At 56.3% G+C, this 25006-nt stretch carries 23 protein-coding genes; 20 read left to right on the top strand and 3 right to left on the bottom strand.

What is annotated here, in order from left to right; all coding sequences use genetic code 11:
• The first annotated feature begins 150 nt into the window (after nt 1-150).
• The 4 genes from VJ651_RS17660 to def are packed head-to-tail and all read left to right on the top strand — an operon-like array spanning nt 151 to nt 5043.
• The gene (locus VJ651_RS17660; RefSeq protein ID WP_324108698.1) at nt 151-1224 is read left to right on the top strand and encodes a cell division protein ZipA C-terminal FtsZ-binding domain-containing protein; all 1074 of its coding nucleotides are present in this window, start codon (nt 151-153) and stop codon (nt 1222-1224) included.
• A 2-nt stretch (nt 1225-1226) separates the two neighbouring features.
• Complete coding sequence (gene ligA, locus VJ651_RS17665) at nt 1227-3638, top strand: NAD-dependent DNA ligase LigA (RefSeq protein ID WP_324108699.1); 2412 nt, start codon at nt 1227-1229, stop codon at nt 3636-3638.
• The gene (galU, locus tag VJ651_RS17670) at nt 3635-4510 is read left to right on the top strand and encodes a UTP--glucose-1-phosphate uridylyltransferase GalU (protein ID WP_324108700.1); all 876 of its coding nucleotides are present in this window, start codon (nt 3635-3637) and stop codon (nt 4508-4510) included. The genes ligA and galU overlap by 4 nt, the downstream gene beginning before the upstream one ends.
• On the top strand, nt 4507-5043 hold the full coding sequence (gene def / locus VJ651_RS17675) for a peptide deformylase (protein WP_324108701.1): 537 nt from the start codon (nt 4507-4509) through the stop codon (nt 5041-5043). Before galU ends, def begins: the two co-directional genes overlap by 4 nt.
• A 50-nt stretch (nt 5044-5093) precedes the next feature.
• Here def and VJ651_RS17680 read toward each other — a convergent pair whose 3' ends face one another.
• From VJ651_RS17680 to map, 3 genes are read right to left on the bottom strand one after another with little or no spacing between them, the layout of a single operon-like run.
• Complete coding sequence (locus VJ651_RS17680; protein ID WP_324108702.1) at nt 5094-5840, bottom strand: pseudouridine synthase; 747 nt, start codon at nt 5838-5840, stop codon at nt 5094-5096.
• A gap of 17 nt (nt 5841-5857) precedes the next feature.
• The gene (locus VJ651_RS17685) at nt 5858-8410 is read right to left on the bottom strand and encodes a [protein-PII] uridylyltransferase (RefSeq protein ID WP_324108703.1); all 2553 of its coding nucleotides are present in this window, start codon (nt 8408-8410) and stop codon (nt 5858-5860) included.
• 2 nt (nt 8411-8412) lie between these two features.
• Nucleotides 8413-9246 carry a type I methionyl aminopeptidase gene (map, locus tag VJ651_RS17690; RefSeq protein ID WP_324108704.1) on the bottom strand — a complete coding sequence of 278 codons (834 nt, stop codon included), beginning with the start codon at nt 9244-9246 and terminating at the stop codon, nt 8413-8415.
• A 239-nt stretch (nt 9247-9485) separates the two neighbouring features.
• Between map and rpsB the strand changes: the two genes are divergently transcribed.
• The 16 genes from rpsB (at nt 9486) to VJ651_RS17770 (ending at nt 25006) form a co-directional block, all read left to right on the top strand.
• Entirely contained in the window at nt 9486-10235 is a 750-nt protein-coding gene (rpsB, locus tag VJ651_RS17695) for a 30S ribosomal protein S2 (RefSeq protein ID WP_324108705.1), read from the top strand.
• Between the two features lie 128 nt (nt 10236-10363).
• Nucleotides 10364-11245, top strand: a complete 882-nt coding sequence (tsf, locus tag VJ651_RS17700; RefSeq protein ID WP_324108706.1) for a translation elongation factor Ts — start codon at nt 10364-10366, stop codon at nt 11243-11245.
• Between the two features lie 259 nt (nt 11246-11504).
• The gene (gene pyrH, locus VJ651_RS17705) at nt 11505-12221 is read left to right on the top strand and encodes a UMP kinase (RefSeq protein ID WP_136417332.1); all 717 of its coding nucleotides are present in this window, start codon (nt 11505-11507) and stop codon (nt 12219-12221) included.
• 24 nt (nt 12222-12245) lie between these two features.
• Nucleotides 12246-12806 carry a ribosome recycling factor gene (gene frr, locus VJ651_RS17710; protein ID WP_324108707.1) on the top strand — a complete coding sequence of 187 codons (561 nt, stop codon included), beginning with the start codon at nt 12246-12248 and terminating at the stop codon, nt 12804-12806.
• Nucleotides 12807-13005: 199 nt separating this feature from the next.
• On the top strand, nt 13006-13764 hold the full coding sequence (gene uppS, locus VJ651_RS17715; protein WP_324108708.1) for a polyprenyl diphosphate synthase: 759 nt from the start codon (nt 13006-13008) through the stop codon (nt 13762-13764).
• Nucleotides 13764-14582 (top strand): phosphatidate cytidylyltransferase, encoded by an 819-nt coding sequence (locus VJ651_RS17720; protein WP_324108709.1) that lies wholly within the window; start codon nt 13764-13766, stop codon nt 14580-14582. Before uppS ends, VJ651_RS17720 begins: the two co-directional genes overlap by 1 nt.
• Nucleotides 14583-14595: 13 nt before the next feature.
• Complete coding sequence (gene ispC, locus VJ651_RS17725) at nt 14596-15765, top strand: 1-deoxy-D-xylulose-5-phosphate reductoisomerase (protein ID WP_324108710.1); 1170 nt, start codon at nt 14596-14598, stop codon at nt 15763-15765.
• Nucleotides 15766-15776: 11 nt separating this feature from the next.
• Nucleotides 15777-17144, top strand: a complete 1368-nt coding sequence (gene rseP, locus VJ651_RS17730) for an RIP metalloprotease RseP (RefSeq protein WP_324108711.1) — start codon at nt 15777-15779, stop codon at nt 17142-17144.
• 60 nt (nt 17145-17204) lie between these two features.
• Nucleotides 17205-19544 (top strand): outer membrane protein assembly factor BamA, encoded by a 2340-nt coding sequence (bamA, locus tag VJ651_RS17735; protein WP_324108712.1) that lies wholly within the window; start codon nt 17205-17207, stop codon nt 19542-19544.
• 29 nt (nt 19545-19573) lie between these two features.
• Nucleotides 19574-20101, top strand: a complete 528-nt coding sequence (locus tag VJ651_RS17740) for an OmpH family outer membrane protein (RefSeq protein WP_324108713.1) — start codon at nt 19574-19576, stop codon at nt 20099-20101.
• 18 nt (nt 20102-20119) lie between these two features.
• Nucleotides 20120-21169 (top strand): UDP-3-O-(3-hydroxymyristoyl)glucosamine N-acyltransferase, encoded by a 1050-nt coding sequence (gene lpxD, locus VJ651_RS17745; protein WP_324108714.1) that lies wholly within the window; start codon nt 20120-20122, stop codon nt 21167-21169.
• Complete coding sequence (gene fabZ, locus VJ651_RS17750) at nt 21169-21639, top strand: 3-hydroxyacyl-ACP dehydratase FabZ (protein ID WP_324108715.1); 471 nt, start codon at nt 21169-21171, stop codon at nt 21637-21639. The genes lpxD and fabZ overlap by 1 nt, the downstream gene beginning before the upstream one ends.
• The gene (lpxA, locus tag VJ651_RS17755) at nt 21639-22427 is read left to right on the top strand and encodes an acyl-ACP--UDP-N-acetylglucosamine O-acyltransferase (protein ID WP_324108716.1); all 789 of its coding nucleotides are present in this window, start codon (nt 21639-21641) and stop codon (nt 22425-22427) included. Before fabZ ends, lpxA begins: the two co-directional genes overlap by 1 nt.
• A gap of 13 nt (nt 22428-22440) precedes the next feature.
• Nucleotides 22441-23577 (top strand): lipid-A-disaccharide synthase, encoded by a 1137-nt coding sequence (gene lpxB / locus VJ651_RS17760; RefSeq protein ID WP_324108903.1) that lies wholly within the window; start codon nt 22441-22443, stop codon nt 23575-23577.
• A complete protein-coding gene (gene rnhB, locus VJ651_RS17765; RefSeq protein WP_324108717.1) occupies nt 23574-24221 on the top strand; it encodes a ribonuclease HII in 648 nt (215 codons plus the stop codon). Before lpxB ends, rnhB begins: the two co-directional genes overlap by 4 nt.
• Nucleotides 24218-25006, top strand: coding sequence for an RNA methyltransferase (locus VJ651_RS17770; protein ID WP_324108718.1), 789 nt, complete (start codon nt 24218-24220; stop codon nt 25004-25006). Before rnhB ends, VJ651_RS17770 begins: the two co-directional genes overlap by 4 nt.

Genomic DNA, 25006 nt, shown 5'->3' on the forward strand with positions numbered 1-25006 from the left:
ATAATGTTTTGACGACGACATATCGGAGCCGTCGTCACCTAACTGGATTTTCCAAATGACCCGATTTCTATCCGCCGAATGGGCATTTGCCCGTTCCTTTGACCGTGGCATCATTCGCGCTGCGATTTCCGACACAGGGGTGCAGCCGGCATGACAGACCTTCAGGCAAGCCTGATGGCGATCGGTGGCGCGATCGTCGTCGGCGTCATCACCTACAACAAGTGGCAGGAATACAAGGCGAAGAAGAGCGTACAACGAGCCTTTTCCTCCGAACACGACGACGTCTTGATGCATTCCGAGGCTACTGCCGGCGAGGTGGTCAGCGAGCGTCATGAACCCATGTTTGCGCCGACGCCTGAGCATCCAGGAGCTGAACCTGAAATTGATGCTGGCGGCGAAGCGGGAGCGCAACCGGTCGAGGAGCACCAGAAGGAGTTGCCCGTCGACGAGTTGATCGATTGCGCCATTTCTCTCGCATTGGAAGCGCCGGCACGAGGCGAAAAAATCCTTCCCAAGCTACAGGCCTTGCGTCATGTCGGCAACAAGCCGGTCCATTTCATCGCGCAGCGCGATGATGGCATATGGGAGCCGGTCACCCATGGTGGCATGTACTACGGCCTGTTTGCGGGAGTACAGCTCGCCAATCGCAGCGGTGCGCTGAATGAACTGGAGTATTCCGAGCTGATCATGCGATTGCGCCAGGTGTGTGACGAAATCGATGCGGAACCCGATGTGCCCGATATGACGGACGTCATGACGCGCGCACGAAGCCTGCATCAGTTTGTCGCTGAATATGACGCGCAGCTGAGTGTCAATGTGCAAGCAAAAGGCGCCCCATGGGCGATCAATACATTGCTCACCGCACTTGAGCGCCAAGGTTTCGATCTGCGCCCGGATGGGCGGTTGGTGATGCCCGACGGAGAAGGCGACATCCTGTTTTCCCTGTCCACCAATGTGACGCTTGCCGCCGAAACGACAGCGCGTCTGACCTTGTTGCTCGACGTGCCTCGCGTTACGCCTGCGCGCGACGGCTTCGGAGCCATGATCGCCTGCGCCAGGATGCTTGCGGCGCGCCTGGATGGCGTTGTGGTCGATGACGGCAACCAGCCGCTGTCGGATGCGGCGCTGACAGAAATTGCGGAACAGGTTCAGGCGTTCTACCAGCAGATGGAAGCGGCCGGCATCCCGGCGGGGTCGACACGGGCCTTGCGTTTGTTCAGCTAGCCATGCAGCCGGATCTCTTTTCGAACCCGGGCGCATCCTCCACGAATCCGGATGCGAACCACTGGCAGGAACGCGCTGCCTGGCTCAAGGCCGAGCTGAACCGGCATAGCCATGCGTACTATGTCCTCGACACCCCGACCATTCCTGACGCGGAATACGACAAGATGTTCCAAGAATTGGCGGCGCTGGAGCAGGAGCATCCCGACCTGATCACCGCGGACTCCCCGACGCAACGGGTAGGCGGCAAGCCATTACCGCAATTCGTGGCGGTCAGGCATGCGGTGTCGATGCTGTCGGTTCGTACCGAAACGGACACGACGGAAGGCGGCGCGCTGGCATTCGACGCCAGATTGCGGCGCGAACTCGAACTGTCTCCCGCTGCGCCGCCGATCGAGTATGCGGTGGAACTCAAGTTCGACGGACTGGCGATCAATTTGCGCTATGAGTACGGCATCTTGGTCCAGGCTGCCACGCGCGGCGACGGCGCGACTGGGGAAGATGTTACGCAGAACATTCGCACCATTCGCCAGATCCCCCTGCGGCTGGAAGGCTGTCATGCGCCAGTGCTAGAAGTGCGCGGCGAAGTCTATATGCGCCGCGATGCGTTTGAACGCATGAACGAGCGCCAGCGCGAAAAGGGCGAGAAAGCCTTCGTCAATCCGCGCAATGCGGCCGCGGGTGCCGTCCGGCAACTGGATTCGTCGATCACGGCTCAGCGGCCGCTCAGTTTCTTTGCCTATGGCCTCGGCGACGTGGAGGGCTGGGAGATTCCCGAAACGCATAGCGCGACGCTCGATGCGTTGGCAAGGATGGGGGTACCGGTCAATGAAGAACGCAGGGTCGTTGTCGGCGCACCCGGCCTGGCAGAGTTTTATGCGCACGTCGCCTCCATCCGCGACGAGCTCCCCTTCGATATCGACGGCGTCGTCTACAAGGTTAACAGCTATGCGCTGCAGCGCCGCCTGGGTTTCGTGTCCCGCGAGCCGCGCTGGGCAGTGGCGCACAAATTCCCGGCGCAGGAACAGATGACGGTCGTGCGGGGCATCGATGTGCAGGTGGGCCGCACCGGCAAACTGACGCCGGTCGCCAAGCTGGAGCCGGTGTTCGTCGGCGGCGTGACCGTCACCAATGCGACGCTTCACAACGAAGACGAAACGCGCAGGAAGGATGTGCGGGTCGGCGATACGGTGATCGTGCGGCGGGCCGGCGACGTCATCCCTGAAGTCGTCGCCGTGGTGCTGGACAGGCGTCCTGCGGACGTCGGTCAGATTTTCGACATGTACCAGCGCTTGCAAGGCAAGTGCCCGGTGTGTGGTAGCCATATTGACCGGGAGGAAGGTGAGGCTGATTGGCGCTGTACCGGCGGGCTGGTATGCGCGGCGCAGCGCAAACAGGCGATTGCACATTTTGCCGGCCGCCGGATGATGGATATCGAAGGACTCGGCGATCGCTATATCGAAAACCTTGTCGACCTCGGTTACGTCCAGAGCATTGCCGACTTGTACCGGTTGACCCTCGACGATCTGCTCAAAATGAAGCGCCGGGCCGACGAGCGCGATGGCATCACGCCTGAGACGGTACAAAAGGGCAAGATCGCCACCAAGTGGGCGGAGAACCTGATTGCCGCCATCGAAAAGAGCAAACATCCGCGGCTCGAACGCCTGCTGTTCGCACTGGGTATTCGGCATGTCGGCGAGTCAACCGCCAAGACGCTCGCGGATTGGCTCGGCAGCCTCGATACCATCCGCCATGCGCCGGCCGCATTGCTGCGCGTGCTGCCTGACATTGGTGACACGGTGGCCGAATCGATTGCGGAATTCTTTGCCGAAGAGCGGAATCAGCAGGCACTCGACAAGTTGTTGGCGGCCAATGTGAAACCGCAAGACGAACATCCGCCGAGCGCGAAACTGCGCGACAAGCTGGAACAGGGCAGCTTGCTCGCCGCGCTGCGTATTCCGAAGTTCACCGAAACGCGCTGCCGGCAGGCCGCGGAGAAGGGCGCAACCGTCGCGGCGCTGGGCGAACTTGCTGCGTCCAGCGACGATTTGCCGAAGAACGTTAGGGAGTCGATTGCCGTCTGGCTGGCGCAGGACCAGCATGCCGAGCAGGTCCGCAAGCTGGATGACATGCGCCGCAAATTGCTTGCAGAACTGCCGGCAAACTCCGACGTCACCAAGAACGCGCGTCTCGCGGGCATGACTTTCGTACTCACCGGTACGCTCCCTGGCATGACACGTGACGAAGCGCAGGCGCGGATTGAAGCCGCCGGCGGCAAGGTCGCCGGATCGGTTTCCAAAAAAACGAGCTATGTCGTGGCTGGCGAAGAGGCCGGCAGCAAACTGGTCAAGGCGCAAGAACTGGGTATCGCCATCCTGGATGAAGATGGTCTGTTTCGATTGCTGGAAGAAAAATGAAAAAAATCACAAAAGCCGTATTCCCGGTTGCGGGGCTGGGAAGCCGCTTCCTGCCGGCGACCAAGGCGCAACCGAAAGAAATGCTGCCCATCGTCGACAAACCCTTGATCCAGTATGCAGTTGAGGAGGCGGTTGCAGCAGGGATCACCGATCTCGTGTTCATTACCGGTCGCAACAAGCGCGCCATTGAAGATCACTTCGATACGGCATATGAACTGGAAGCCGAACTGGAAGCCAGCGGGAAGACGGCATTGCTGGAGGTGGTGCGCGGCGCCATTCCAAAGGGAATCAATTGCATCTACATCCGTCAATCCGCGCCGCTCGGGCTGGGGCACGCAGTTCTGTGCGCCCGCCCTGTGATTGGCCATGAACCGTTCGCCGTTTTGCTGGCCGACGATCTGATGGATGTCGATGCGGGTCAAAAGCCCGTGCTGGCCCAAATGACGGACCTCTACACGCAAGAAGGAGCGAGCCTTCTCGCCGTTCAGGATGTGCCGCGCGCCGAAACCGGACAATACGGCATCGTGCGTGTAACGCCGTATAAACCAAACATCGAACGTGTCGACAGCATTGTCGAAAAGCCTTCACCGGAAACTGCGCCGTCGACACTTGCGGTGGTCGGGCGCTATGTATTGAACAACGGGATATTCGATTACCTCGAAGGCTTGGGCAAAGGCGCCGGCGGAGAGATCCAACTCACTGATGGCATCGCCGCCTTGATGAAGTCGGAGCAGGTGCTGGCGTATCGCTATGCCGGACGGCGCTTTGACTGCGGCTCCAAGCTTGGTTATCTGCAGGCCACCGTCGCCATGGGATTGAAACATCCCCAGATGGGCAAGGCATTCGCGAACTATCTGGAACAACTGAAATGAGCGTCAGAGAAATTCTTCGGATGGGTGATCCGCGCCTGCTGCGTCAGGCAGAGCCCGTTACGCGTTTTGGCACTCGCGAGCTGGGCGAGCTGATCGACGACATGTTCGATACCATGCGTGCCGCCAATGGCGCGGGGCTTGCTGCGCCGCAGATTGGCGTTAATCTGCAGCTCGTCATTTTCGGTTTCAAGGACAATGCCCGTTATCCGGACGCCCCACCTGTACCCGAGACAGTCTTGATCAACCCGACGCTCAAACCGCTCTCAGACGAGTTCGAAGAGGGCTGGGAAGGATGCTTGTCGGTACCCGGATTGCGCGGCGTGGTGCCTCGCTGGACGAAGCTTCACTATGAGGGCGTCGACCAGCATGGGCGTGTCATCAGCCGGGATGCAGAAGGATTTCATGCGCGCGTCGTGCAGCATGAGTGCGATCACCTGGCGGGAATCCTGTATCCAATGAGGATCAAGGATTTCTCGCGTTTCGGCTTTACCGATATCTTGTTCCCGGGCCTGGATGCCAGTCACGATGACTGACTCTTGGCGCTTTCGTCAGTCGGCCCGCGCAGTCGCTTTTCAACGCCCTGTTAGAACTTTTCGTCGGGATGCAGGTAGCGCCATTGCCCGACCGGCAAGTCGCCCAGGGTAACGCGTCCGATCCGGACTCGTTTGAGCCCGAGCACCTTGAGGCCGACGGCTTCGCACATGCGTCTGATCTGGCGTTTCTTCCCTTCCCGCAGGATGAAACTCAGCTGATCCTCGTTCTGCCAGCGTACTTTTGCAGGCAACAGTTTCTTGCCGTCGAGCGACAAACCATGATTCAGCAGCTTGAGATCGGCTTCCGGTAATTTGCCCGGCTTGCCGTATTGCACACGCACCAGGTACTCTTTTTCAACCGACGTATCTTCACCGATCAATTGCCTCGCGATGCGGCCGTCTTGCGTCAGGACCAGCAAGCCCACCGAATCGATATCGAGCCGGCCCGCCGGAACCAGGCTGCGCAGCTGGCTGGGATGAAATTGTTGGGGAGCCTTGTCTTCTTTCCAGCGCGTGCCGGCATTGATGAGCGTCACGGCGGGTTTGTAGCCGTCTTCCGCCTGACCGCTCACAAACCCGACCGGCTTGTTGAGAAGGACCGTGACGCGGCGCGCTTGCTGGGCGCTGGCCTGGCGTTCTACCGTAATGCGCTGACCCGGCAATACCTTGCTTCCTAGCTCCGACACAATGATTCCGTCGACGCGCACCCAGCCGCGCTCGATCCATTCATCGGCTTCACGGCGCGAGCAAAGGCCAAGTTCGGACATGCGTTTGGAGAGTCGGACAAGTTCAGTCATGGGATGAGATAAGAAAGCTAGACACGTAGCGCATCAAGCAGATCGGTCTCGAGCTGGATCTGGCTGCGCGCATTGCTGAGCACCGGACCATCGACCAGGAAAACGTCTTCGACACGTTCCCCCAGGGTCATGATCTTGGCGGTATGCAGATTGATCTTGTACTTCGCGAGCACGTTCGCGATCGAATACAACAAACCGTTGCGGTCGTTTGCGGAAACCGACAGCAGATAGTATTGGCCGCGTTCGTCGGGCCGCAGATCGACTGTCGGCGTGATCGGAAAGGTGCGCGATAGCCGTGAAAGCCGGCCCCTGGTCGGGGGAGGCAATGGCTCGCAAGACTCCAGCAATTCGGTCAGCTCGTGCTCGATCAGATTGATGATGTCGCGATAATTATTGGCAAATGCAGGCTCGGTGACCAGGAATGTATCCAGCGCATAGCCGTTCTTGGTGGTGTGAATCTTGGCATCAAGAATGCTGAAATTCTTCCTGTCGAAGTAGCTGCAGATCCTGGCAAACAGATCGGGCTGATCCTTGACATAGACCGCCACCTGCACGCCTTCACCAATCGGCGCGAGCCGGGATTTGACGACCGCGCGCTCGCTGTCGGTCTTGTTGTAGAGCGAGCGAGTTTGCCATGCGATATCGGACGCGTCGTGGCGCAGGAAGTACGCCACATCGAGTTGCTGCCAGAGACGCTCGTGCGCATTCTCCGGCAATCCATACAGGCGCAAGGTCTTCAGCGCAGCATCCTGGCGGTTTTTCAGCTCGTGATCGGTAGAAGGGTCTTCACCACCGAGCACGCGCAAGGTCATCCTGTAGAGGTCCTCAAGCAGCTTGCCCTTCCACGCGTTCCAGACTTTCGGGCTGGTGCCGCGAATGTCCGCAACCGTCAGCAGATACAGCGCGGTGAGATGGCGCTCATCCTTGACCAAATTGGCAAAATGACGAATGACATCCGGATCCGACAAATCCTGTTTCTGAGCGACCTGGGACATGGACAGATGATGCTGCACGAGGAACACCACCAGTGCAGTGTCCTCCTTCGAGAGGCCATGGTCCTTGCAAAACTGGCGAGCGTCGGCCATGCCCAGCGTGGAATGATCGCCCATGCGGCCCTTGGCGATATCATGGAAGAGCGCTGCGATATACAGCAGCCAAGGCTGCGCGAAGTTGGCCATCAACTGGCTGCAGAACGGATATTCATGCGCATGTTCCGTCATCGTGAAGCGACGGACATTGCGCACCACCATGAGGATGTGCTGGTCGACCGTATAGACGTGAAACAGGTCATGCTGCATCTGGCCGATGATGCGGCGGAAATTCGGCAGATACCGGCCCAGGATGCTGGTCTGGTTCATTCCCCGCAGGGCATGGGTAATTCCTTGCGGTGCCTGAAGGATCTGCAGGAACAGCGCGCGATTTACCGGATCCCTCCGGAACTTGCCGTCAATCTTGAAGCGGGTATGCCAGAGCGCGCGCAAGGTGCGTGCAGTCATTCCTTTCAATTCGGAATGCTGGGCGATGAGCAGGAACACTTCAAGCATTGCCGAGGGCGTCGCTTCGAACGTATTGTCCTGGGCAATGTCCACCAGGCCATTGATCTCGTTGAAGCGCTCGTTGATCGGCTGCAGCGAGCCTGGCTGAGGGAACAGCTGCGCTTCGATGTTTTGCAGTAGGATCGTATTGAGCTGTGTAACCGCCTTCGCCGCCCAATAGTAGTGCTGCATCAAGTATTCGCTGGCGCGGCGCGTTTCCGTCGTCTTGAAGCCGAAGGACTCGGCGATGGGGGTTTGTACATCGAAGACCAATCGGTCTTCACGCCGATGCGCGTGGATATGCAGGCGAATCCGGATGTCCTTGAATGCGCGTTCCTTCTGCGTCAACTGACGCGCTTCGGTCGGCGTAATCAGACCGCGTTCTGCCAGCTTGCGCCAGGAATCGCCGAGGCCGGCGGCTTTGGCAACCCAGATAATGACCTGCAGATCGCGTAAACCACCGGGGCTTTCCTTGCAATTCGGCTCGAGACTGTACGGCGTATCTTCGTACTTGGCATGCCGCTGCCGCATCTCCAGGGTCTTGGCCTGAAAAAACGCCTGCGGATTGATGGCTGCGGTATGGCGATCCTGCAAAAACTGAAACAGCTTGCGGCTACCGGTGATGAAACGGCCTTCAAGAAGGCTGGTCTGAACGGTAATGTCGGCGGCCGATTCGATGAGACATTCATCGACTGTCCGAATGCTGTGCCCCATTTCGAGACCGATATCCCAGAACAGCTGAACCAGCTCTTCGAGCGTCCCCTGCAGGTTCGCATCCGCGGGAGAATCAAGCAGGATCAACACATCCACATCGGAATGCGGAAACAGCTCGCCGCGGCCGTATCCGCCTACGGCGACCAGCGCCGCACTGGAAGGCATGCCAAATGCCTCCCATGCGTGGGTTAGTGCAACATCGACATTTTGACGAAGCTGTCTCAGCAGCTTTTCAGGCTTGCCATCGGCCTGAAAAGCTTCGATGGCTGCTTGGCGCTCGCTCTTTAGCTGCTCTTTGAGCGTCAATGCAAGAGACGCCATCTCTAGACTTCGATTGTTTGGGACTTGATTGGCTGGGTAATGAATGCGGGTGCAGGAGGCATGCCGGGCGATACCGTCAGGACTTCGAAACCGGTCTCTGTCACCAGCACTGTATGTTCCCATTGCGCCGACAGGCTGCGATCCTTGGTTTTGATCGTCCACCCATCGCCCATCTCACGGATTTCGCGACGTCCGGCATTGATCATCGGCTCGACGGTGAAAATCATGCCTGGAAGTAATTTTTCCAGCGTGCCCGGACGGCCATAATGCAAAACCTGCGGTTCTTCATGGAATACCTTGCCGATGCCATGGCCGCAAAACTCGCGAACCACGCTATATCCAGCTTTTTCTGCATGTTGTTGAATGATGAAGCCGATATCGCCCAAGTGCGCACCCGGTTTTACCTTGGATATACCCAGCCACATGCATTCAAAGGTGATTTCCGTCAGACGTTTGGCAAGAATGGACGGCTCGCCGACATAAAACATGCGGCTTGTATCGCCATGGTAGCCATCCTTGATCACCGTAATGTCGATGTTGACGATATCGCCGCTCTTCAAAACCTTATCGCTCGGGATTCCGTGGCACACGACGTCATTCACCGACGTGCAAGTTGCTTTCGGGTAAGGCGTATAGCCAGGAGGGCAGTAGTTCAAGGGCGCCGGGATGGTGCCTTGCACATTGACCATGTATTCATGGCAGAGACGGTCAAGCTCGCCGGTCGTGACGCCAGGCTTGACATGAGGCGCAATAAAATCGAGCACTTCGGCCGCAAGCTTCCCTGCGATGCGCATGCCCTTGATATCGTCTTCGGTTTTGATGGAAATTGAACCCATAGCGAAAGTCAACTACGCCAGACGGCGTGAATAATAATTAATCTCAAATTATAGTCGACCCGCGCGGGACGCGCTCAATCAAAGCCGGTTCGCGCCTTGAATAAATCCGGAAATGTAGGGTAAAATCTCGGGTTAGCTTGAATGGCTTCAAGCGAAACCTGTTTGAAAACGCGAATCCGGTCGCAAAGGGTGCCCGAAAGGGTGACTGATCGGATTCCAGACCTAACCCTGGAGATATTATGTCCGTTACCATGCGTGAAATGCTGGAAGCCGGTGTCCATTTCGGCCACCAAACCCGCTTCTGGAACCCCAAGATGGCCCCCTTTATTTTCGGTCATCGCAACAAGATTCATATCGTCAACCTGGAAAAGACCCTGGCCATGTACCAGGAGGCGATGAAATACATTCGTCAGTTGGCTTCCAATCGCGGCACCATTCTGTTTGTCGGCACCAAGCGCCAGGCGCGCGAAATCGTCGCCGCTGAAGCGCAACGCGCCGGCATGCCTTACGTCGATCAGCGCTGGCTGGGCGGCATGCTGACCAACTTCAAGACCATCAAAACTTCGATCAAGCGCCTGAAGGATATGGAAGCGGCGATCGAAGACGGCTCCGTCGAGAAGATGAGCAAGAAAGAAGCGCTGATGTTCCAGCGCGAGATGGAAAAGCTGCAAAAATCCATCGGCGGCATCAAGGACATGAATGGCATTCCCGATGCGATCTTCGTCATCGACGTTGGCTACCACAAGGGCTCGATCACTGAAGCTGCCAAGCTCGGTATTCCGGTCATCGGCGTGGTCGATACCAACCACTCGCCTGAAGGCGTGACCTACGTCATTCCGGGTAACGATGACTCGTCCAAGGCGATCGCGCTGTATGCACGTGGCGTCGCCGACGCGATTCTGGAAGGCCGCGCGAATGCGACCAGCGAAGTGCTGGAAGCGGTCAAGGGCGGAGCAGACGAATTCGTTGAGGTCAACGAACAAGCTTAAGGCCCTGCGCCCTGATTGTCGGGCTTCAAAAAAGGGGCAACAGTGGTTCGCCCCTTTTTTTTAGCCGGCTTGAACGTATTTTGATTGAACGCGTCCGAGAGGACGCTTATTGAGTTTAGGAGAAGAACATGGCGGCAATTACCGCAGCGATGGTAGGCGAACTGCGCGCAAAGACTGATGCGCCCATGATGGAATGCAAAAAAGCGCTGACCGAAGCCGATGGCGACATGGTCCGAGCCGAAGAAATTCTGCGCGTGAAGCTCGGCAGCAAGGCATCCAAGGCGGCCTCCCGCGTTACCGCGGAAGGTGTGGTTGCAACTTATATTTCCGGTGGCGTCGGCGCGCTTGTCGAAGTCAACTGCGAAACCGATTTCGTGACCAAGAATGAGGAGTTTCTTGAGTTGGCCAAGCTGGCGGCCAAGCTGGTTGCGGAGAAAAACCCGGCTGATGTCGCCGCCTTGTCAGCTCTGCCTGTGGATGGCAAGACGCTTGAGGAAGTGCGTGCTGCACTGGTCGGTAAAATTGGCGAAAACATGGCTTTCCGTCGCTTCAAACGCTTTGAAACCGGCGCCAAGCTGACCTCCTACCTGCATGGCACCCGTATCGGCGTCATGGTCGAATACGATGGCGCTGATGAGCAGGTCGGCAAGGACGTTGCGATGCACATTGCGGCGATGAAGCCAGTTGCCTTGTCGAGCAACGACGTGCCCGCCGATCTGATCGAAAAAGAGCGTTCGATCGCTACCCAGAAGGCCGCCGAATCCGGCAAGCCGGCAGATATCGTCGCCAAGATGGTTGAAGGTAGTGTTCAGAAATACCTGAAGGAAGTTTCGCTGTTCAATCAGCCCTTCGTCAAAAACGACAAGCAGACTGTTGAACAAATGCTTAAGGCAGCGAACACGACGGTGAAGGCATTCACCTTGTACGTCGTTGGCGAAGGCATTGAGAAGAAACAGGATGACTTTGCCGCAGAGGTTGCAGCACAAGTTGCAGCAGCCAAACAGGCATAAGCAGTCAAGCGGGCCGAAAGGCCCGTTTTTCTAGGTAGCCCAGTCTACCGTGAATGAGTGCGAACAAGAATATTGCGTAGATGAAAAAGAAATGCTTCAGCATTCTTGCTAAGAAACATTGTCTTACGCTCCGTCAATATTGAAATACACCGGAAACACCGTATTTCATCTAACCTTTAGCCAAGGGCGGCTATCCGATGATGAAACGGGCAATAACCGATTAGTGCCTTGAATCGGACAAATATTAGGAGTTTAGCCCATGACAAAACCAGCTTATAAACGCGTCCTCCTGAAGCTCTCGGGTGAAGCGTTAATGGGCGACGATGCCTATGGCATCAATCGATCGACCATCGAGCGTATGGTGGCGGATGTGGCTGAAGTATCGAAGCTGGGCGTGGAATTGGCAATTGTGATCGGCGGCGGAAATATTTTCCGCGGCGTGGCACCCGGTGCCCAGGGTATGGACCGCGCGACGGCGGACTATATGGGAATGCTGGCGACAGTGATGAATTCGCTTGCATTGGCTGATGCAATGCGCCAGGTAGGATTAACTGCGCGGGTCATGTCGGCAATCAGCATCGAACAGGTTGTCGAGCCCTATGTCCGGCCGAAAGCATTGCAGTATCTGGAAGAGGGTAAAGTAGTGGTATTTGCCGCCGGTACCGGCAATCCGTTTTTTACGACCGACACTGCAGCCGCTTTGCGCGGATCGGAAATCGGGGCCGAGATCGTGCTCAAGGCAACGAAGGTTGACGGCGTGTATAGTGCAGATCCGAACAAGGACCGCAATGCGACTCGCTATTCGACGATTACGTTCGATGAAGCCATTGCGAAGCATCTCCAGGTCATGGATGCAACCGCCTTTGCGCTGTGCCGCGACCAGAAATTGCCTATCAAGGTGTTTTCCATCATAAAACCGGGCGCTCTGAAGAATGTGATCATGGGCGAGGATGAAGGAACACTGGTTCACGTATAACTCGTAGCAAAAGAGGAGAGCAGTATGGCAGTCACTGAAGTAAAGAAGAACGCCGAACAAAAAATGCAGAAGTCGATCGAGACGCTGAAAGCGGATCTCGCAAAGGTACGTACAGGCCGTGCGCATACCGGCATTCTTGATCACCTGCTGGTTGATTATTACGGCACCCCGACGCATATCAATCAGGTCGCTAACGTTACGCTGATCGACGCACGTACCATCGGCGTGCAGCCATGGGAAAAGAAAATGGTTGGCGTCGTGGAAAAGGCAATTCGTGAGTCCGATCTGGGTTTGAATCCGTCCACGCAAGGCGATCTGATCCGTGTGCCGACACCACCGCTGACGGAAGAGCGCCGCAAGGAGATCGTCAAGATCGTCAAGGGCGAGGGCGAGGATTCGAAGGTCGCTATCCGCAACATCCGACGCGATGCAAACGAAGCGCTGAAGAAAATGTTGAAGGACAAGGCCTGCTCGGAAGACGACGAGCGTCGCGCCCAGGATGATGTTCAGAAACTGACCGACAAGTTTGTCGCCGAAGTGGACAAGCTGATTAGCGAAAAAGAAAAAGAGCTGTTGACCGTTTGACGGCGGTACCTCTGGTTGCCAACTCGCTATCAATGAGTGTGTCTGCAATGAGTGCAGATGGAGAATTTTGCATTTGCGGTAGGCGTTACGCCCGGGGCTTCAGTGCTCCGGCGTAAGGTATTACACATTAGGGTATGCTTTCTGGTTCGTTGTTCGTGAAGCACCTCAAAATAAACCTCTTTCAGGCTCTTTCCACCTCATGAAGCATTTGAGTTCAACTTTGGCGATACCTGCCGTTTCCTCTGTGCCGCGACACGTTGCCATCATCATGGACGGCAATGGTCGCTGGGCAACCAAGCGCTTCATGCCGCGTGTTGCGGGACATGGCAAGGGAGTCGAATCGGTACGCACCATTGTCGAGGCTTGCGTTGCGCGGGGTGTCGAATACCTGACGTTTTTTGCGTTCAGTTCCGAGAATTGGCGCCGTCCCGCTGATGAAGTTTCTCTCTTGATGCGATTGTTTGTCACTGCCTTGGAACGTGAGGTGTCCAAGATGCATGCGAATGGGATCCGGCTGAAAGTGGTCGGAGATCTGAGCCGATTCGACGCAAAACTGCAAAAGCTGATCGCCGATGCTCAACGTCGCACGGCGGAAAATCGCCGCTTGACCGTCACCATCTGCGCGAACTACGGCGGGCGCTGGGACATCATGCAGGCAGTCAACAAGATGATTGCAGCACACCCTGGGACAACGGAGTTCACGGAAGAACAGCTGGGCCCATACTTGTCGATGGCCTATGCTCCCGAGCCCGACCTTTTCATTCGCACCGGCGGCGAAGAGCGCATCTCGAATTTCCTGCTCTGGCAGCTTGCTTATACCGAGTTCTATTTCACGGAAACTTTCTGGCCTGATTTTGATGCCGCGGCGCTGGATCGGGCAATCGAATCTTATCAGCAACGCGAACGCCGCTTCGGCCGTACCAGCGAGCAATTGATTGAACAGAAAAAGGCGTCGTGATGCTGAAAACGCGTGTTGTCACGGCGTTGGTATTGCTGGCGATTCTGCTATCGGTCGTTTATTCCGAATCCTATCCCTTCTTCATCCTGGTCGCTGCGGCATTCTTCGCCGCTGCGGCATGGGAGAGCTTCAGGTTGTTTCATAATCGACGACCTTTGGTCGGCGCGGCGCTGTGGACCTTAGCTTTCGTGCTTCTTGTGTACCGAGATGCTCCCGATTCGACCACCTTGCTGTTCGGCCTATGTGCTGCGATCTGGGCAATTCGGTTGGCGCCTTCCTTATCGATTGGGTTGCCCGCGCTGGAGGGTTTCGGCAACCGCCTCCTCAACGGCATTTACGGTATTGCCATCCTCGGATGCTTTCTTGCGATCGTCGTCTTGTTTCAGCATTCTCCGCTCTACCTGCTTTCCGTCATGGCAATTGTCTGGATAGCGGATATCGGGGCATATTTCTCTGGAAAGGCGTTTGGAAAGCACAAGCTTGCGCCTTCAATTTCTCCCGGCAAATCATGGGAAGGTGCAATCGGCGGCTGGTTGGCAGTGCTGATCCTCACTGGCATCTCCACATTGCATCCGGCGTTCGCTGATACGTTTGCCACCCGTCTCGTCACAAAATCAGGTTGGCTTGGCTTTGGCCTTGTCATGACGATCATGGTTGCCGCAAGCGTTGTCGGTGACCTGTTTGAATCGCAACTCAAACGTCGCGCGGGTATGAAGGACAGTAGCAACTTGTTGCCGGGCCATGGCGGTGTTCTGGATCGGATCGACGCGTTGATTCCGGCCTTGCCGCTTGCCGTCTTGTTCGACTCATGGATTTAAGTAGGTAGACGGAATGCAGCAGATTACAATTCTTGGCTCGACTGGTTCAATTGGCGTATCCACGCTCGACGTGATTGGACGCCATCCTGACCGTTATCGCGTCTTTGCGCTGACGGCGCATCATCGAGTGGCTGAACTGGCTGTGCAATGCGAGCATTTCGAGCCTCAGGTCGCGGTTGTCGGAACGGCGCAGGCGGCTGAAACCTTGGTCCGAGTGCTCGCGGAAAAAGGTATCAAGACGGAAGTGGCCTATGGCGAGGCCGCATTATGCGCGGCCGCAAGCGCGCCGGCGTGCGATGTGGTGATGGCGGCCATTGTTGGCGCGGCAGGATTGGCGCCGACGTTGGCGGCGGCCAAGACGGGGAAAAAGATTCTGCTGGCGAACAAAGAGGCACTGGTCATGTCCGGGCGATTGTTCATGGACGCCGTGGGGAAGAGCGGAGCAACATTGTTGCCGATTGATAGCGAGCACAATGCCATCTTTCAGTGCCTGCCCGCGTCCTATTCGCGTGTCCCGGCTGGCCATGGCGTTGCAAAAATTCTTCTGACGGCATCTGGCGGGCCATTCCTTAAGCGCGCCGTCGAAACACTGGAAAATGTGACGCCCGAAGAAGCTGTTGCTCACCCGAACTGGGTAATGGGGCGAAAGATTTCCGTCGATTCGGCCACAATGATGAACAAGGGTCTGGAGGTTATTGAGGCCCATTGGCTGTTTGGCGCTGCAGCAAGTGAAATCGAAGTCGTGATTCACCCCCAAAGCGTGATTCACTCCATGGTTTCCTATGTTGACGGGTCGGTGCTGGCACAGTTGGGCAATCCTGACATGCGAACGCCCATTGCCCATGCTTTGGCCTATCCAGAACGCATTGCGTCCGGCGTCAGCGCCATGGACCTTGCGCAAATCGGCCAGTTGATTTTCGAACGCCCGGACTTTGGGCGATTCCCTTGTCTGAAGCTCGCATACGATGCCTTGTTGGCGGGTGGCAGTGCGCCGGCTATACTGAACGCGGCCAATGAAGTTGCTGTCCAAGCATTCTTGGATCGAAAAATTGGCTTTCGCGCAATAGACCGAGTGATCGCGCAGGTAATGGAGACTGTCGCGCATGGCGAAGTCACCGACATCAATTCACTGCTGGAACAAGATGGTCGCGCGCGGGAGGCCGCTCATTCCCTCATTTCATAGATAGCGAAAACATGACTTTGCTGCAGACGGTGATAGCGTTTCTCGTGGCGCTCGGCGTACTGGTTATGGTGCACGAGCTTGGTCATTATTGGGTGGCGCGCTGGTGCGGGGTGAAGGTTTTGCGTTTTTCCATCGGCATGGGGCGGATTGTCTACTCGCGGCGGATTGGACCGGATCAAACCGAGTGGGCGCTTTCCGTGTTGCCCTTCGGCGGCTATGTGAAAATGCTCGATGCACGTGAGCAGGATTTGAGCAATCTTCCGGCTGAGGACTTGAAGCGGGAATTCACACGGCAGCCGGTATTGAAACGCATCGCCATTGTCGCAGCCGGACCGCTTGCCAATTTCTTGCTGGCGATCGCCGTGTTTGCCGGCTTGTACACCTATGGAGTTCCCGAGCCGACCACACGACTAAGGACAGTCCCCGAGAAGAGCGCAGCGTATCAGGCGGGCCTGCGCGGCGGCGAACTGATCACCTCTGTAAACGGTGAGCGGGTCCGAGTTTGGTCGGATCTGCGTTGGAAGCTGATGCAGCTAGCCATCGAAAAAGCGCCTGCAGAGCTTGAAGTGCAGCGGGCCAATCCTGCGCCATCCGGTGGCAATGTTTCCGGCAGTATCACGGTGCGGCTCGACGGATTGTCAACCGAGGATCTTGAAGGCGACTTCCTCTCGAAACTGGGGATTGACTTGGCCCGCCCACCGGCGACGCTCGCGAAGATCATGCCGGATGGGCCTGCGATGAAGGCCGGGCTGCGCGAGGGTGATCGTGTGCTCGAAGTAAATGGTCGCCCCATTGTCGACGGGCTCGCATTTGTTGAACTCGTTCGTGCCTCCGCCGGTCGCCAACTTGATCTCCGCGTCTTGCGTAAGGGCGAGGAATTTCATATTGCGATCACGCCCGAATCGTACAGCAAGAACAATCAGAGCTATGGCCGCATCAAGGTCGAGGTTCCGCTCGCACCGGAAATGGTCATTGCCAGCGAATCGCCGCTACCCGCCGTAGCGAAGGCCGTCCGAAAGACCTGGGATACCAGTGCACTCACGCTAAAGATGCTTGGTAAAATGCTAGTCGGCGAAGTTTCCTGGAAGAATATTACCGGGCCGATCACGATTGCCGATTACGCAGGTCAGACTGCAAGGGTCGGCGTCATCAGCTACCTGACATTCATCGCGTTTATCAGCATCAGTTTGGGTGTGATGAATCTGCTTCCCATTCCGGTTTTAGACGGGGGGCTTTTACTGTATTATTCGCTGGAACTTTTGACCGGACGGGCCATTCCCGAACGGTTCGGAGAATTGGCCCAGCGTGCAGGCGTGGGCATTTTGATGACATTGATGGCGGTTGCCATCTTTAATGACATCGTTCGGCTCATGTCCTGAGTTTTTGCCAGCTTGTCAGAGGACGGGCGGCTGGCGAAAACATTGATAATAAAATAACCGATGAAATTACATTTCGAGCGTTTTCCTCAGCCTTTTTTCCCTCGTCGCCTCATTGCCATTGCCGCCTTTGCCCTTTGCGCAGGCCATGCGCTTGCTGTAGATCCTTTCGTCGTCAAGGATATTCGTGTAGAAGGAATTCAGCGTACCGAGGCTGGCACCATTTTCAGTTATCTGCCGGTTCGTGTCGGGGAAACATATACCGATGAAAAAGGTGCTGCAGCGATCAAGGCGCTCTACGCAACCGGTTTTTTCAAGGATGTGCGAATTGAAGTCGAAGGCAATGTCCTCGTCGTCAGCGTCGAAGAACGTCCTGCCATTGCAAGCGTCGACTTTTCCGGCATCAAGGAATTCGACAAGGAGCAACTGACCAAGGCATTGAAGGATATCGGACTCGGCGAGTCGCGGATCTTCGACAAGGCATTGGTTGACCGTGCTGAACAGGAACTCAAGCGGCAATACCTTTCGCGCGGGCTGTACGGCGTGCAGATCACCACTACGGTGACGCCGATCGAACGCAATCGCGTCAATGTCACATTTGCCGTGGATGAGGGCGAGGTCGCTCGCATCAAGCAGATCAATATTGTCGGCAACAAGGTGTTCTCCGACAAGGAACTGTTGGGATTGCTGAATCTTTCTACGCCGGGCTGGTTTACCTGGTACACGAAGGCCGACCAGTATTCCAAGCAGAAGCTGACAGGCGATATTGAAACTCTGCGTTCGTTTTACCTGAATCGCGGTTACCTAGAGATGCAGGTCGAATCGACCCAAGTATCGATCACGCCGGACAAGAAAGATATTTACATCACCATCAATATTAACGAAGGTGAAAAATTTACGGTTGGAGACGTCAAGCTGGAAGGTGAGATGTTCGGCCGCGAAGAAGAACTGAAATCTCTGGTCCAATTGAAGCGCGGAGATGTTTATTCCGGCGAAAAACTCGCGGAAAGCGTAAAGAAAATTTCCGAACGCATGGGAAATTTTGGCTACGCGTTCGCTAACGTCAACGCGAACCCGGAAATCAATCGTGATAAGAAGGAAGTCAGTTTTACTGTCCTGATCGATCCGGGAAAACGTGTTTACGTGCGCCGGATCAACGTCGCCGGCAATACGAAGACACGTGACGAAGTCATTCGGCGCGAGTTTCGTCAATTCGAAGACTCCTGGTATGACGGCGAAAAGATCCGTTTGTCGCGCGACCGCGTGGATCGTCTCGGCTACTTCAAGGAAGTCAATATCGAAACACCGGAAGTGCCGGGTTCAACCGATCAGGTTGACATCAACATGACCGTCGCTGAAAAGCCCACTGGCAACATCATGCTGGGTGCCGGCTTCTCCAGCAGCGACAAGCTCATGCTGACCGGCTCTATTCAGCAGGCCAACGCCTTTGGCAGTGGCAATACACTTGGCCTGGATGTCAATACGAGCAAGCTCAACAAGACGATTGCCTTGTCACAGACGACGCCGTACTTTACGGACGATGGCGTCAGCCGTAGTTACGAGGTCTTTTTACGAACGATGCGTCCGCCTGAAGTGAACACCGGCGATTACATGGTTCAAACGAAAGGTGCAAACATCCGGTTCGGCGTGCCGTTTTCGGAGCTCGATACCGTCTTCTTTGGCGCGGGTATCGAGCGTACCGATGTAACGACATACACAGGCGTGCCGGGGCATAATGACAGCCCCGAGCTTTACAAACGGTATGTGACCGATTTCGGTGACGGCACCGTCGCAGGAACGACCAGTTTCCCGCTGACCGCGGCATGGCAGCGCGACAGCCGCGACAGTGCACTTGTACCGACCGTAGGACGGTATCAGCGCGTCAACTTCGAGGTGGCGCCGGCAGGCACATTGCGTTACTACCGTGCCGTCTATCAACATCAATATTTCCGGCCACTCTTCCGTGCCGTGACCTTGGCCTTGAATGGCGAGTTTGATTATGGCCGCGGAATGGGCGGCAAGCCGTATCCGATTTTCAAGAACTTCTATGCAGGCGGTATTGGCTCGGTTCGCGGCTATGAAGGTTCCTCGCTTGGCCCTCGTGCAGCCAACGGCGACCCATTGGGCGGTACGTCCCGTATCATCGCCAATGCTGAATTGCAGTTCCCTTTCCCAGGATCGGGAAATGACCGTACATTGCGTTGGTTTACATTTGCGGATCTTGGTAACGTATTTGCGGAAGGGGTCCGACCGCAGGTTTCCGAACTGCGTTACTCCGCCGGTCTGGGCATCAGTTGGGTGTCGCCCATTGGTCCATTGAAGCTGAGTTATGGCATGCCTTTGAATGCAAAGGCGGGTGATCGCAAACAGCGGTTCCAGTTCCAGCTTGGCACTGGATTCTAGTGGCATAATAGTAATTTGTTTTGCGGAGAATGACCTTGAAGTCTCTAACCACATCATCGGTATCGCTCAAGTGCATGGCTCTTCTTGCGGCGCTTTTGATGCCGCTGGCGAGTGCGCAGGCACAGGAATCCAAAGTCGGCTTCGTCAGCACGGAGCGGATTTTCCGTGAGGCGGCACCGGCAAAGGCCGCGCAGGCAAAGATCGAACAGGAGTTCTCGCGCCGCGACAAAGAGCTGCAGGAAATGGCCAGCAAACTGAAGTCCATGTCTGAAAAACTCGACAAGGATGCCGCGGTCTTGTCCGAGTCGGACCGAGTCAAGCGCCAGCGTGATCTGGCGGATCTGGACAAGGACTTCCAGCGCAAACAACGTGAGTTCCGCGAGGACTTGAATCAGCGTCGGAATGAGGAGCTGGCGATCGTCCTCGAGCGTACGAATAAAGTGATCAAGCAAATCGCTGAAACGGAAAAGTACGACATCGTGTTCCAGGAAGCGGTCTATGCAAGCCCGCGTATCGACATCACAGACAAAGTGCTCAAGGCGCTCAACGGCAAGTAATCATTGAAAAGGGCCGCAATGAGCATTCGGCTGCAAGAATTGGTCGATCGCTTGGGAGGCCAACTGATTGGCGATGCCAACACGACAGTGACCGGCATCGCGCCATTGGATACGGCGGATTCGTCGCAGATGACGTTTCTCTCCAATCCCAAACTGCGTTCACAAGCGGCGCAGACAAAAGCCGCAGCACTGATCCTGTCCCAGGCAGACGACCCCGCGATCGGCGCCAGCTATTCGGGCGCACGTATCATTACGCACAATCCATACGCATACTTTGCGCGCGCGGCTCAGTTCTTTGCCGAGCAGGCGGCGATACCGCTCGTTCCTGGCATCCATTCCAGTGCAACAGTCCATCCTGATGCGGAAGTCGACCCAACTGCGTATATCGGCCCGCACGTAACAATTGATGCCAACGTCGTCATTGCGGAACACGCGATTATCGAGGCAGGTTGTTTTATCGGGCGCGACGCCAAGGTCGGCGGACGCACGCACTTTTACGCAAATGTCAGTTTTTATGCGGGCTGCGAAATCGGGCAACGCGGCATTATCCACTCGGGCGCCGTCATTGGAGCCGATGGATTCGGTTTTGCCAATGACAAGGGGACCTGGGTCAAGATTCCGCAGACGGGGCGGGTCGTGATTGGTGATGATGTCGAGATCGGCGCTAGCACGACTATCGATCGCGGTACGCTGGCAGACACGATTATCGAAGACGACGTTAAACTGGATAACCAGATCCATATTGGACATAACTGCCATATCGGTGCTCATACGGCGATGGCAGGCTGTGTTGGTGTCGCCGGGAGTGCAAAAATTGGCAAATATTGCACGTTCGGCGGCGCAGCGATGGTGCTCGGACAATTGACGATTGTCGATAACGTGCATATCTCTGCTGCCAGTATGGTGTCGCGTTCCATTCTTGAACCGGGCCATTACACGGGCTTCTATCCTCTGGCAAAGAATGCCGAATGGGAAAAAACAGCGGCGATTGTGCGCAATTTGGGATCGATGCGTGAGAAAATTCGCGAGCTGGAAAAAACTATTAAATCGCTCACCGAAAAAAAGTAATGAAAACTCTCGATATCACCCAAATCAAGGAATATCTTCCGCATCGATATCCGATGCTTCTCGTCGATCGCGTGCTGGAGTGGGAGTCCGGCAAGTCGATTACCGCGATCAAGAATGTGACCGTGAATGAAGAATTCTTCAACGGACATTTCCCGCACAAGCCGGTCATGCCCGGTGTCTTGATGATCGAAGCGCTGGCGCAGACTGCGGCCTTGCTGTCGTTCCTGACCATGGGCCAGAAACCTGACCACAACAGCGTGGTCTACTTTGTCGGCATAGACGGCGCGCGTTTCAAGCGACCTGTTGAGCCAGGTGATCAGCTCAGGATGCAGGTGGAGATTTTGCGCACGGCACGCGGCATCTGGAAATACAAGGCGCAGGCAAGTGTTGACGGACAGGTCGCGGTCGAAGCCGAACTGATGTGTACCATGCGCAGCGCCACGGACGCCAGCCAGCCAGCGGGGCAGTAATGACAATGATTCATCCGACTGCGATTGTCGATTCGAAGGCGGAACTTGATGATTCGGTCGAGGTCGGTGCCTACTCGATCATTGGCCCGAATGTAAAGATCGGCGCCCGCACCAAGATTGGCCCGCATGTCGTGATTGACGGTCATACGACCATCGGATGCGACAATACGTTTTTCCAGTTTTCATCGATTGGCGGCGCACCGCAAGACAAGAAGTATGCGGGCGAGCAGACGCGACTGGAAATCGGTGATCGCAACCTGGTTCGCGAGTTCTGCACCTTCAACCTCGGTACGACGCAGGATGAAGGAGTCACCCGGATCGGCAGCGATAACTGGCTCCTCGCATACGTCCATATTGCGCATGACTGCGTGGTCGGCAATAACACCATCTTTTCCAATAATGCCAGTCTAGCGGGACATGTACATGTTGGTGATTGGGTCATCCTGAGCGGGTTTGCTGCCGTCCATCAATTCTGCAAGATCGGTGACCACGCTTTCGTGGGAATGAATACCAGCCTCACCCAGGATGTTCCGCCATTTGTTCTATTGTCCGGCAACCCCGCGTCAGCACATGGCATCAATATCGAGGGGCTCAAGCGTCGCGGTTTTTCGCGGGAGCAGATCGGCGCGCTCCGCAATGCCTACAAGCTGATTTATAAATCCGGGTTAACGCTGGAAGAAGCCAAGACGGAACTTGCCAAGGCAGAAGCGGATTCCTCACATTCCGCCATCCAATTGCGCTTGATGCGTGAATTCCTCGACAGCGCGACTCGTGGCATCGTCCGATAAACTTTCCATTGCGATGGTCGCTGGAGAAAGTTCAGGCGATCTGCTTGCAAGTCGCTTGCTCTCCGGCTTGCGACCGCAGCTTCCTGACGCGCTGATCCACGGCATCGGCGGTTCCAGGATGGCGGAGTATGGCTTTCGCAGCGACTGGTCGATGGAAAAACTGTCGGTACGCGGATTGTTCGAAGTGCTTGCCCATTACCGCGAAATCAAAGGGATCCAGAATAATTTACGCGACCAACTGCTGGCGGAAAAACCTGCTGTCTTCATTGGTGTGGATGCGCCCGATTTCAATTTTGGCCTGGAAGCACAATTGAAGCAGTCCGGTATCCCTACGATGCACTTCATCAGCCCTTCAATCTGGGCGTGGCGTGGCGGACGCATCAAGAAGATTGCACGCGCGGTCTCGCACATGCTTGTGGTGTTCCCTTTCGAGGAAGAGATTTACCGCAAAGCGGGAGTTCCGGTTACCTACGTTGGCTATCCATTGGCGGAAGTGATCCCCATGGAGCCCGACACCGCCGCCGCGCGAGTGGAACTTGGCTTGCCGGCTGATGCGCGGGTCGTGGCTATTCTTCCGGGCAGTCGCATGTCCGAATTGAAGTACAACACGGCTGCGTTTATCGGCGCTGCAAAGCGCCTGGCGCAGCGCGATTCTTCCATTCGATTTGTTGTGCCCATGGCAGGCGATAAGCAACAGGCCTACTTCAACGAGTTGCTATCCAAGGCGGGCTTGACGGAGGTGTCTATTCAGGTAGTGGCGGGGCGTTCGCATACCGCGATTGCCGCCGCAGATGCTGTTCTGGTGGCATCCGGTACTGCGACTTTGGAAGTGGCGCTGTTCAAGAAACCGATGGTGATCGCATACAAGATGATGCGGGCCTCGTGGGCAATTCTGCGTCACATGGGGTATCAGCCTTGGGTCGGTTTGCCGAACATTCTTGCGCGGGAGTTTGTCGTGCCCGAATTGCTGCAAGACGCGGCGACGCCGGAGCAGCTTGCGGATGCGCTTTGGAAGCAGCTGGACGACGAGCAGCATCGCGAGAACTTGTACCATCGCTTCACCGAAATGCATCACGCTCTGCTGCGTGATACCGCCAAGGAAAGCGCGCAGGCAGTTCTTCAACTGATCGGACGTTCGGCGAATTCATGAAATCGGATACTTCGAGCTTGCCGCTTTTTGATTACGCCGACGAGCTGATTTGCGGCGTGGATGAAGCGGGGCGAGGCCCTTTGGCAGGTGCGGTATTTGCCGCTGCCGTGATTCTCGATCCCGCGAAGCCGATCGCCGGTCTGCGGGACTCGAAAAAGTTGACCGAAGCGCGGCGCGATTCCCTCGCCGAACAGATCAAGGCCGATGCACTGGCATGGTCGATAGCGCAATGTTCGGAAAGCGAAATCGATAAGCTCAACATCTTGCAGGCGTCGATGCTGGCGATGCGAAGGGCAATCGAAGGCTTGCACGTGATCCCAACGCTGGCGCTTATCGATGGAAACCGATGTCCGGTAATGCCGATCCGTTCCGAGGCAATTGTGAAGGGTGACGACAAGGTTCCGGCGATCTCGGCAGCGTCGATTCTGGCCAAGACGGCGCGTGATGCTGCTTTAATGGCTTTGCATATCGAATATCCTCAGTACGGATTCGATCAGCACAAGGGGTACCCGACCCCAATGCACCTGGAGCGCTTGCGAATGCATGGGGTATCGCCCGTGCACCGCAAGTCGTATGCGCCGGTGCGAGAACTGATTGAGGCGGCACGGATTGAGGTGCGCGACAACAATCTGCGAGCATCATGAAGATCATCAGCTCGCGCGAGAATCCGCTGTACAAGGAGCTGAAGCTGCTGGCCACGAGTTCGCAGGCCAGGCGCAAGAGTGCGCGCACCTTGTTGGACGGCATTCATCTTTGCCAGACTTATCTGCAGAACGTCGGTATGCCACCCATGTGCATCCTCAGCGAGAATTCATTCGCACACGCGGAAGTGGCTGACATCGTCCGTCAGTGTGAATCCGCGCATGTGCCGTGCATTGAATTGCCGGATGCCTTGTACCAGACATTGAGTCAGGTTGAGCATGGTGTAGGCCTGCTATTTGTGATCGATACGCCGCAAACGGCAGTGCCTGAAAAACTGACACGGTCCGCAGTGTTACTCGACAGACTGCAAGATCCGGGTAACCTGGGCTCCATTCTTCGCAGTGCGGCGGCTGCAGGAATAGAGTCGGTATTTTGCGGTAAAGGCACGGCACTCGCTTGGTCGCCCAAGGTTCTGCGGGCGGGAATGGGTGCGCACTTCTTGCTCAAGATTCACGAGAACGTCGACCTCGTTGCGCTGCTGCGGCACGCCACGATCCCGATACTGGCGACTAGTTCACATGCTAGCCAGCGGATCTATGATCTCGATCTAAGCCAACCGGTCGCCTGGTTGTTCGGCCATGAAGGGCAGGGCGTGTCGGAAGATCTGCTGGGAATGGCAACCAGCCAAGTGGCGATTCCGCACTTGGGTTCTGTCGAGTCACTCAATGTTGCCGCAAGTGCGGCGGTGTGTTTCTTTGAGCAGGTGCGGCAAAAAGTTGCGATATAG

The sequence above is a fragment of the Noviherbaspirillum sp. genome, from assembly GCF_035254865.1.
GTDB lineage: Bacteria > Pseudomonadota > Gammaproteobacteria > Burkholderiales > Burkholderiaceae_D > Noviherbaspirillum.

Coding starts and splice junctions, on each gene's coding strand:
- uppS (WP_324108708.1), top strand. CDS start 13,006: ATGAAGCATTTGAGTTCAACTTTGGCGATACCTGCCGTTTCCTCTGTG.
- map (WP_324108704.1), bottom strand. CDS start 9,246: ATGGGTTCAATTTCCATCAAAACCGAAGACGATATCAAGGGCATGCGC.
- VJ651_RS17660 (WP_324108698.1), top strand. CDS start 151: ATGACAGACCTTCAGGCAAGCCTGATGGCGATCGGTGGCGCGATCGTC.
- VJ651_RS17685 (WP_324108703.1), bottom strand. CDS start 8,410: ATGGCGTCTCTTGCATTGACGCTCAAAGAGCAGCTAAAGAGCGAGCGC.
- galU (WP_324108700.1), top strand. CDS start 3,635: ATGAAAAAAATCACAAAAGCCGTATTCCCGGTTGCGGGGCTGGGAAGC.
- lpxB (WP_324108903.1), top strand. CDS start 22,441: ATGGTCGCTGGAGAAAGTTCAGGCGATCTGCTTGCAAGTCGCTTGCTC.
- VJ651_RS17770 (WP_324108718.1), top strand. CDS start 24,218: ATGAAGATCATCAGCTCGCGCGAGAATCCGCTGTACAAGGAGCTGAAG.
- lpxD (WP_324108714.1), top strand. CDS start 20,120: ATGAGCATTCGGCTGCAAGAATTGGTCGATCGCTTGGGAGGCCAACTG.
- rpsB (WP_324108705.1), top strand. CDS start 9,486: ATGTCCGTTACCATGCGTGAAATGCTGGAAGCCGGTGTCCATTTCGGC.
- def (WP_324108701.1), top strand. CDS start 4,507: ATGAGCGTCAGAGAAATTCTTCGGATGGGTGATCCGCGCCTGCTGCGT.
- ispC (WP_324108710.1), top strand. CDS start 14,596: ATGCAGCAGATTACAATTCTTGGCTCGACTGGTTCAATTGGCGTATCC.
- bamA (WP_324108712.1), top strand. CDS start 17,205: ATGAAATTACATTTCGAGCGTTTTCCTCAGCCTTTTTTCCCTCGTCGC.
- fabZ (WP_324108715.1), top strand. CDS start 21,169: ATGAAAACTCTCGATATCACCCAAATCAAGGAATATCTTCCGCATCGA.
- tsf (WP_324108706.1), top strand. CDS start 10,364: ATGGCGGCAATTACCGCAGCGATGGTAGGCGAACTGCGCGCAAAGACT.
- VJ651_RS17720 (WP_324108709.1), top strand. CDS start 13,764: ATGCTGAAAACGCGTGTTGTCACGGCGTTGGTATTGCTGGCGATTCTG.
- VJ651_RS17740 (WP_324108713.1), top strand. CDS start 19,574: ATGACCTTGAAGTCTCTAACCACATCATCGGTATCGCTCAAGTGCATG.
- frr (WP_324108707.1), top strand. CDS start 12,246: ATGGCAGTCACTGAAGTAAAGAAGAACGCCGAACAAAAAATGCAGAAG.
- pyrH (WP_136417332.1), top strand. CDS start 11,505: ATGACAAAACCAGCTTATAAACGCGTCCTCCTGAAGCTCTCGGGTGAA.
- VJ651_RS17680 (WP_324108702.1), bottom strand. CDS start 5,840: ATGACTGAACTTGTCCGACTCTCCAAACGCATGTCCGAACTTGGCCTT.
- lpxA (WP_324108716.1), top strand. CDS start 21,639: ATGACAATGATTCATCCGACTGCGATTGTCGATTCGAAGGCGGAACTT.
- rnhB (WP_324108717.1), top strand. CDS start 23,574: ATGAAATCGGATACTTCGAGCTTGCCGCTTTTTGATTACGCCGACGAG.
- ligA (WP_324108699.1), top strand. CDS start 1,227: ATGCAGCCGGATCTCTTTTCGAACCCGGGCGCATCCTCCACGAATCCG.
- rseP (WP_324108711.1), top strand. CDS start 15,777: ATGACTTTGCTGCAGACGGTGATAGCGTTTCTCGTGGCGCTCGGCGTA.